Source organism: Streptomyces sp. NPDC088706, assembly GCF_044752765.1.
In the GTDB taxonomy this organism is placed as follows: domain Bacteria; phylum Actinomycetota; class Actinomycetes; order Streptomycetales; family Streptomycetaceae; genus Streptomyces.
On record NZ_JBIVLW010000029.1, the window covers coordinates 26,338 to 34,763 of the forward strand.

An 8,426-nucleotide genomic window follows, 5' to 3' on the forward strand; every position below is an offset into this window, starting at 1 on the left:
GCCTCGCGCCCGCCATGGGGACGGGATCGGCTACCAGTCGACGAGGAGGCGGGACAGCCCCCGGGTCGCCAGGCCGCCCTTCCAGACCACCGGCTCGGCGACGGCGGCCAGCCGCAGCGTCGGGAACCGGCGCAGCAGCCGTTCGAGGACGACGCGAACCTGGAGCCGTGCCAGCGGCGCGCCCAGGCATCGGTGCACTCCGTGGCCGAAGGTCAGGTGGACCTCGTCCCGCCCGGCGAGGTCGAGCGACTCCGGCTCGGCGAACACGGCGGCGTCGCGGTTGCCGTCCAGCAGGGCGACCATGACGGCCTCGCCCGCCCGGACGGTGACGCTGCCGAGCTCGACCGGTTCGACGGCGACGCGCGGAAAGCTGAGCGGAGTGGCGGGGTTCAGCCGCAGCAGCTCCTCGACGGCGCGGGGAATCCGGTCCGGCTCCTTCGTCAGCTCCTCGTGGGCCGCCGGATCGGACAACAGGGAGAGCACCGACAGGCCGATCTGCCCGACGGTGGTCTCATAGCCGGCCATCAGCAGGGTGAGCCCGAGGGTGAGGAGCTCGTTCATGGTGAGATCGCCGCGGTCGTGGACGCCGATCAGCTCCGTGAGCAGATCGTCCTCGGGCCGATGACGTTTGCGGCCGACCAGGTCGTAGATGTACTCGGCGAGTTCGAGGCGGCGGCGGCCCTTCTCCGCGGGGGTGCTGGCGGAGATGTCGAAGAGCACCTCGACCCAGTCACGGAACCGGTTGCCGTCCTCCTCGGGTACACCGAGAACCGAGCAGAGCACGGCGAGGGGCAGCGGGGTGGCCAGCCCCTCGATCAGGTCGGCTCCCGGTCCCTGCCGGGCGATGGCGGCGATGTGCCGGTCGGCGAGGTCCTCCACGAACGTACCCATGGCGGCTATGCGTCCCGTGGAGAACGCCCCGCTGACGATCCGCCGCAACCGGGTGTGCCGGTCGCCGTCCATGCTCATCATCGAGTCCGGGACGGGCTGGGCGTCGTTGAACCTGGGAGCGTGCGGCGTCGCCGCCTCGGCCCTGCTGAACCGCTTGTCGGTCAGCACCCGGCGGCCGAGCGCGTAGTCGCGCACCAGCCACATGGTGTCGCCGGCCGGTGTGCGGATGGGTACGACATCGCCGCTCCCGTTCCGGAAGAACTCCGGAAGCGGGCCGAGCCGGCCGTACGTGCACTCCTTCATTGCGGTACTCCCCGTCCGTGGTTTCTCAGCCGGCCTGGAGCCGGTGCTCGACCTCGCGCAGCACCTCGGTGCTGCGGTTGAACGCGATGCGCACGTACTGCTCGCCGCGCGCGGGGTCCGCGAAGAAGGGTCCGCCCGGGACGAGCAGCACCCCCGCTCTCTCCAGGAGTTCGTGGACGAACGCTGTGCCGCTCCGCCGTCCGCCGGTGAGCGGCTCGACGTCCGCGAAGAGAAAGCAGCCGCCCTCCACCGGGGCGAACTTCATGCCCATGCGGGAAAAGATCTCCTGGGCCAGGTCACGGCGGCGCTCCATCTGGGCGGTGGCCGTCGGCAGGTCGACGGAGAGGGCGGCCATGCCGACCGCGACCTGGAGCGGGGTGGCCGCTCCGTTGGTGGTCACTTCGTGCACGCGGCGGAGCACCTCGGTACGAGCCGCGTCGGCCCGCAGGAATCCGAGGCGCCAGCCGCTGATCGCGTGGCTCTTGGAGAGGGAGCCGACGACGATGCTGCGCTCGGCGAGTCCCGGCACCTGCGTGACCGAGATCCGGGGGCGGTCGTCGAAGACGAAGGTGCTGTAGACCTCGTCGCAGATGACGGTGACGTCGTAGCGCTCGCAGAGTTCGGCGATCTCCTCCAGCTCACGCCGGCCGAGAACCCTGCCGGTGGGGTTGCTGGGGCTGTTGAGCAGCACGGCCCGGGTACGCGGTGTGAACGCCGCCGCGAGGTCCGCGGGGTCGTAGCGCCAGGACGGCGGCTGGAGAGGGACGAAGCGGGGCACACCTCCGGCGAGCGCGACCGCCGCCTTGAACTGCTCGTAGCCCGGTTCCAGCAGTACCACCTCGTCACCGGGGTCGAGGGTGGCGAGCAGCGCCACGCACAGGGCCTCGGTGGCACCCACCGTGACGGTCAGTTCCGTGGCCGGCTCGGTGGGGGTGTCCAGCGTCGCGGCGATCCGCTCACGCAGCAGCAGGTCCCCGGACGGGTGGTCGTACTGGTTCCGCCCGCCCCGCATCGCATCGGCGGCCGCTTCGACGATCTCGTGGGACGGCTCCGGATAACCCGGGGTGCCGACCGCCAGGTCGATGGCGCCCCGGGCTCGCGCCAGCAGGAAGAGCTCGCCCAGGCTGTTGCCCCGCAGGCCGGCGGCCCTCGACGAGACGTGGGCCCGGCGGGTCGTGGAATGCGTCATGTCCCCTCCTCCTGGATTTCGCGCCTTCTTGGTACGAACACCCGGAACCATGCCTTCCGACTGCTCCCGGTAAGTCGCTGATGATTTTCCATCGTCCGGTGCTGTTCATCTGCCGACCGAAGAAACTTCCAGCATTCAGCAAACTCACCGAATCGACGATTGCAGGGATCGAGTTCGGTCGACCAGCCGGGAAGAAATTTCCGTCGGCGGGAGAATTCTGACCGGGCCGAATTCCAGGCCACCCCCGGCCGGACTCGAACATACCTCCCTACGCGTAAATGGTGAACCGAAAAGCGTTCCGCGCCCGGAGCCGGGTCACAGCCCGCCCGCGTCGATGTCGGCGAGGGCGGCCTGCCCCGTCCCGGCAACAGGACGGGGACAGCCGTACGGGGGTCAGCCGCGCAGTTCGAGCGTGCAGCACTTCACGCTGCCGCCCGCCTTCAGCAGTTCGCCGAGCTCGATCCCGACCGGCTCGTAACCGCGCTCCCGCAGGCGTGCGGCGAGCCGCGTGGCCCGGCGTGGGAGCAGGACGTTCCGGCCGTCCGAGAGAGCGTTGAGGCCGAAGACCTCGGCGTCCGCCGCCTCCGCGAGCAGAGCGTCGGGGAAGCGCTCGGCAAGCAGGTCCCGGCTGCCCCTCGAGAACGCCTCGGGGTAGTACATGACCTGCCCGTCACCGAGGACGGACAGCGCCGTGTCGAGATGGTAGAAGCGCGGGTCCACCAGCATCAGGGACACCACGGGCCGGCCGAAGAACTCGCGGACCTCGTCGTGCGACCGGACGTCGCTGCGGAAGCCGGCGCCTGCCAGGATCTCATCGCCGACGAAGAGGAAGTCGCCCTCGCCCTCGTTCGTGTACTGCGCCATCTTCACCTCGGACCAGCCACGTTCGCCGAACCAGTCCAGGTACGCCGCGGATTCGTCGGCCCGCTGCCGGTGCTTGAAGCGCGCCACCAGGACCTTGCCGTCCACGACGGTGGCGCCGTTCGCGGAGAAGACCATGTCGGGCAGACCGGCGACCGGCTCGATCAACTGCACGTCGTGACCGAGGCTCGCGAACGTATCGTGCAGGTCCTTCCACTGACCGAGCGCCACATCGGCCGAGCTGGGCTTGTCGGGGTCCATCCACGGGTTGATGGAGTAGGTGACACCGAAGTAGCTCGGGCGGCACATCAGGTAGCGCCTCGGTATCGTCTGCCGGTCACCGGCGTGGCCGGCTCCCTTGGATCCGTCTGACACGTTTACCCCTTTGATCGCCAGATTTTGTCTGGAATGAAGGTGCGCGGCCGTTCGCGTGAAGCCTGGGTCACGGCGCGGGTTTCGCCGTCGACGGGCGGTACTCAGCGGCTGCGGGCGGATATCGCCCGCGGGCTCGCCCCGGCCTCGTGTCCCGTTGGCAGGACACCGGCCACCGGAAATGCGATCGGCCGGAGCCGAAGAGTTCCGGCCCTGATCACTCTCTCCCGACGGCACCGGTAAGACGATAGCTGGAACGGCACGCCGCATCGTAGTGTTTTCAGAGCAACATTCCGCGGAAATGGTCGGGCACCCCCGATTCCCCGCGTGCCCCCATACCCGGATCCGGCTCCCCTCAAGGACAGGACCAGGCGCTTGAAGCACATTTTCGCCACCGGAAAGGAAAAGCCCGGGGCGAATCGTCGGCCTTTCGCAGGGCCGGCATCCACAACGGTCCGCGGTCTGACCGGCCACTGCCATCAGGAACGGAGTACGAGATGACCGAGAACACCATCCCTGCCCAGGGGGCGGTCCCCTTCGCACGCGAATGCCCCTTTTCCCCTCCGCCGGCGTATGCACGGATCCGCGAGGAGGAGCCGGTCTGCCGGGTCGAACTGCCCAACAAGGACACGGTCTGGGCGCTGACCAGCTACGCCGACGTGCGCGCCATGCTCAGTGACCCCCGCTTCAGCTCCGACAACCGGCACCCCGACTACCCCGTGTTCAGCCTTGAGAAGCCCACCGAGCAGCCGATCCAGACCATGATCAATCTGGACGCCCCGGCCCACAACGAGGCGCGGCGCAAGGTCATCACCGAGTACACCGCGAAGCGCATCAAGGAGCTGCGTCCGCAGGTGCAACGCATCGTCGACGCGCGCCTCGACAGCATCCTGGCCGGCCCCCAGCCGGCCGACCTGGTCGCCGAACTCGCCGTGCCGGTACCGGCACTGGTGATGTGCGAGCAGCTCGGAGTGCCGCTCGCGGATCACCAGTTCTTCCTCTCCAACAGCGTCAAGCTGGTCAGCATCACGGCGTCCGAGACCGAGCGGGACGAGGCCTTCGGCTCGCTGGCCGGGTACCTGATGAATCTCATCGCCACGAAGGAGGAGGAACCGGGGGACGACCTGCTGAGCCGTCAGATCGCCAAGAACCGGGAGAGCGGCGACTACGACCGGATGTCGCTGATGGGCCTGGCCTTCCTGTTGCTCATCGCGGGGCACGAGACGTCGGCCAACACGATCGCGCTCGGTACCGCGCTGCTTCTCCAGCACCCCGAGCAGCTGCACCGGGTCAGGACCGACCCGTCCCTGACACCCGCCATGGTGGAGGAGGTCCTCCGCTACTTCACCGTGTCCGAGCTGGCGATGGTCCGGGTCGCCACCGAGGACATCGAGATGGGCGGGCGCCGGATTCGCGCCGGGGAGGGTGTGCTGGGCCTCGCCAACGCGGCCAACCACGACCCCGCCGTCTTCCCGGACCCCGACGCCTTCGACATCGACCGCCCGGCCCGCAACCACCTCGCGTTCGGCCACGGCCCGCACCAGTGCCTCGGCCAGAGCCTGGCTCGGCTGGAGTTCCAGATCGTCTTCGACTCCCTGCTCGCGCGGCTTCCCGGCCTGAAGCTGGCGGTACCGTTCGACGAGTTGAGGTTCAAGGGCGAGGAGGGAGTCTACGGCCTCCATGAGCTTCCGGTGAGCTGGTAGCCCCAGGGAAAGGCGGTTACCGGCCTTCGCCGGGACAGGGGCGCGGCGGGAGCCGCGCCCCTGTCGCATGGGATGCGGCGGGCACTCGGGACGTCATGGGGCGACCGGACGACCCGAACAGTCGCGCGTGACCATCAGGCGCCTCCCGGGAGGGATCGGCCGGGCGCTCAGGTGCGACACGAAGACCTCCGTGCGGTGCAGTCCTGGACAGCTCCACCACATCGGAGGTCTTCGCCATGGTCAGGCCCGGCCGGTGTCGACGACGCTCGTGACCAACACCTCTAGCGCTCGCCGAGCTTCCGGTTGATGATCCTGCTGATCTCGGCCGCCGGGCCCGCGTCGCACATCTGCGGGTGGCCGGTCTCGATGTCGACCTCCTCCACGGAGCCGCTGATGTACGGCAGCCAGTGGCTCGCGTCTCCCGCGTACAGATCGTCGGGGTTCAGCGAGGCCCGGAAGAAGACCGCATCGCCCGCGTACACCGGCGAGGTGTACTTCCGCAGGATCGCCACGTGCGTCATCAGCGCCCTGGCCGACGTCTCCAGCACACGCCGGTACTCGTCGGCGCCCACCATGTGCCCGATGTAGTCCTCCAGGATGTGCTCCACATCCTGCTGCGGCAGCATCTCCGCGTCGTCGAAATAGTCCGCCGGCGCGCAGTCGAGCAGGCCCAGCAGACCGACCTCGTGCCCCCGCGCGGCCAGCTCGGCGGCCACCGCGTGCGCGGCCGTCCCGCCGAACGACCAGCCGAGGATGTGGTAGGGGCCCTCGGGCTGGACCTCCAGCATGTGCCGAACGCAGTCGCCGACCAGTTCCTCGACCGATTCCGGGCCGTCGTCCCCGCTGAAGGCCCGCGCCTGGAACGCGTACACGGGCCGGTCCCTGATGTGGGCGGCGAAGTTGAGGTACGACCAGCTCAGCCCGAAGCCGGGCTGGATGAACCACAGAGGCTCCCCGTCCCCCTCGGCCCGGATCGTCAGCACCCGCGCGTACGGGTCCTCGAACTGCGGCGCCGCTCCGTCGCGGAGCCGCTCCGCCAGCTCCGTCACGGTCGGGTGCTGGAAGACCAGGCGGATCGGCATCTCCTTCCCGAACTCCTCCCCGATCCGTCCGGCCAGCTGGGCGGCCGTCAACGAGTGGCCTCCCAGGTCGAAGAAGCTCTCGTCCACGCCGACCCGGTCCAGACCCAGCACCTCGGCGACCATCGTGGCGAGCCGCTGCTCCTCGGCGGTGGTCGGTGCCCGGTAGGTATCCGTGGTGAAGTCGGGCCTCGGGAGCGCCGAACGGTCCAGCTTCCCGTTGGGCATCAGCGGCAGCGTACGCAGCGGGACGACCGCGGCGGGCACCAGATACGCGGGCAGCCGGTCGGCCAGGAACCGGCGCAGTGCCGCCACGTCCAGGTCGGCCCCCTCGTGACCGGGGACGGCATAGGCGAGGAGCCGTCCGCCGTCCGCGAGCGCCACGGCCCGGCCCACGTCCGGATGCGCCGCGAGCACCGCCTCGACCTCGCCCGGTTCGATGCGGAAGCCGCGGATCTTCACCTGTGCGTCGTCGCGCCCCGCGTACTCCAGCACACCGTCGACGTTCCACCGGGCCAGGTCGCCGGTACGGTACATCCGCTCGCCCGCCGGCCCGAAGGGGTCGGCGACGAACCGCTCGGCCGTCAGCCCCGGCCGATCGTGGTAGCCACGCCCGATGGCACCGGCGACATACAGCTCGCCGACGACCCCTGGCGGCACCGGGGCGAGCCCGGGGCCGAGGACATAGGCCCGCATGTTGCCGAGCGGCTCCCCGACGGGCGCACCGCCGGTCCGCTCCCAGGCCTCGTCAGCGGCGAGAGCGAACGCACTGGCGTAGAAACTCTCGCTCTGGCCGTACCCGTTGACGATCCGCGCCCCCGGCATGACCTCGCGTACCTGACGCACCAAGGAGGCCGGAAGAGCCTCCCCCGCGAAGACGACGGTGTCCGCCTGGACCTTCCCCTCGATACGGCCGACCAGCTCTGCGAAGGCCGACGGCACGGAGCTGATCACCCCTCCGGTCCAGCCACCGCGCTCGGCCAGCTCAAGGACGTCGCGCACGATCTCGACGATCCCTCCGGAGCAGAGCGCCGTGAATATCTCGAACACCGACACGTCGAAGTTGACCGATGTACCCGCCAGCATCCGGGAACCGGGCGCCGCGTGGGTCACCCGCATCAGCTCGGCGAGACCGTTGGTGATGCCGCGGTGGGTGATGGCCACGCCCTTCGGCGTCCCCGATGAGCCCGAGGTGTACATCACGTACGCGAGGTTCTGCGGCCGGGGGGCAAGCCCTTTGCCGGTCACGGCCCCGTCGGCGCCGGAGCCGGCCGGCTCGTCGGTGCCGTCCCTCTCCTCCATCTCGTCCATCTCGTCCAGGAGGAGCGTCGCCCGGTCTCCCAGCGGCAGGGACCCGGCGGTCGCGGTGTCGGTCAGTACCAGCAGCGGTCGCGCCTGGGAGAGCACATGGGTCAGGCGCTGACTCGGATAGGCCGGGTCCATCGGCAGATAGGCGGCCCCGGACTTGAGGATGCCGAGCATGCCCGCCACGAGGTCCTGGGTCCTCGGCAGGGCGAGACCCACCACCGTCTCCGGCCGGGCACCGCGGCGAACCAGCTCACGGGCCACCCGGTCGGACCGGTCGTCGAGCTCACGGTAGGTCCAGACGACACCGCCGCACTCGATGGCCACTGCATCCGGAGTGCTCGTCACCTGTCGGGCGAACAGCTCCGGCACGGTCGCCTCCGGCTCGGAGGTCGCGGTGTCCGTCAGCTCCTCCAGCAACCACATCCGCTCGTTCGGCCCGAGGGTGTCGACGGTGCCCAGCGCCCGCTCCGGCTCCGCGATCAGCGTGCGCAGGATGCGCAGCAGCCGCCGGCCGATGTCCTCGACCACCTCGCTCCGGAAGGTGTCCTTGCGGTAGTCCAGGCCCAGTTGCAGGTTCGGGGTGGCCACCGCCATCACGGTGAGCGGGTAGTGGGTGGTGGAGAAGGGGCGGATGCCGGTGCAGGTGATGCCGGCCGCTTCGTTGGCCTCGGCCAGTGCCACGCTGTCGACGGGGTAGGACTCGAAGACGACCAGGGTGTC

The 8,426-nt window shown here is 69.8% G+C and carries 5 protein-coding genes; 1 reads left to right on the top strand and 4 read right to left on the bottom strand.

Features of this window, described 5'->3' with window-relative positions; all coding sequences use genetic code 11:
- Positions 1-30: 30 nt before the first annotated feature.
- The 3 genes from ACIQAK_RS32380 to ddaH form a co-directional block, all read right to left on the bottom strand.
- On the bottom strand, positions 31-1,194 hold the full coding sequence (locus tag ACIQAK_RS32380) for a cytochrome P450 (protein WP_366390741.1): 1,164 nt from the start codon (positions 1,192-1,194) through the stop codon (positions 31-33).
- A gap of 25 nt (positions 1,195-1,219) precedes the next feature.
- Entirely contained in the window at positions 1,220-2,383 is a 1,164-nt protein-coding gene (locus ACIQAK_RS32385) for a pyridoxal phosphate-dependent aminotransferase (protein ID WP_366390742.1), read from the bottom strand.
- A gap of 393 nt (positions 2,384-2,776) precedes the next feature.
- Positions 2,777-3,619, bottom strand: coding sequence for a dimethylargininase (gene ddaH, locus ACIQAK_RS32390; protein WP_366390743.1), 843 nt, complete (start codon positions 3,617-3,619; stop codon positions 2,777-2,779).
- 494 nt (positions 3,620-4,113) lie between these two features.
- On the opposite strand from ddaH, the gene ACIQAK_RS32395 reads away from it, so the two are divergent.
- Positions 4,114-5,319 (top strand): cytochrome P450, encoded by a 1,206-nt coding sequence (locus tag ACIQAK_RS32395; protein ID WP_366390744.1) that lies wholly within the window; start codon positions 4,114-4,116, stop codon positions 5,317-5,319.
- 281 nt (positions 5,320-5,600) lie between these two features.
- Here the strand turns inward: ACIQAK_RS32395 and ACIQAK_RS32400 are convergent.
- The coding region (locus tag ACIQAK_RS32400; protein ID WP_366390745.1) for an amino acid adenylation domain-containing protein at positions 5,601-8,426 on the bottom strand (2,826 nt) is incomplete at its 5' end.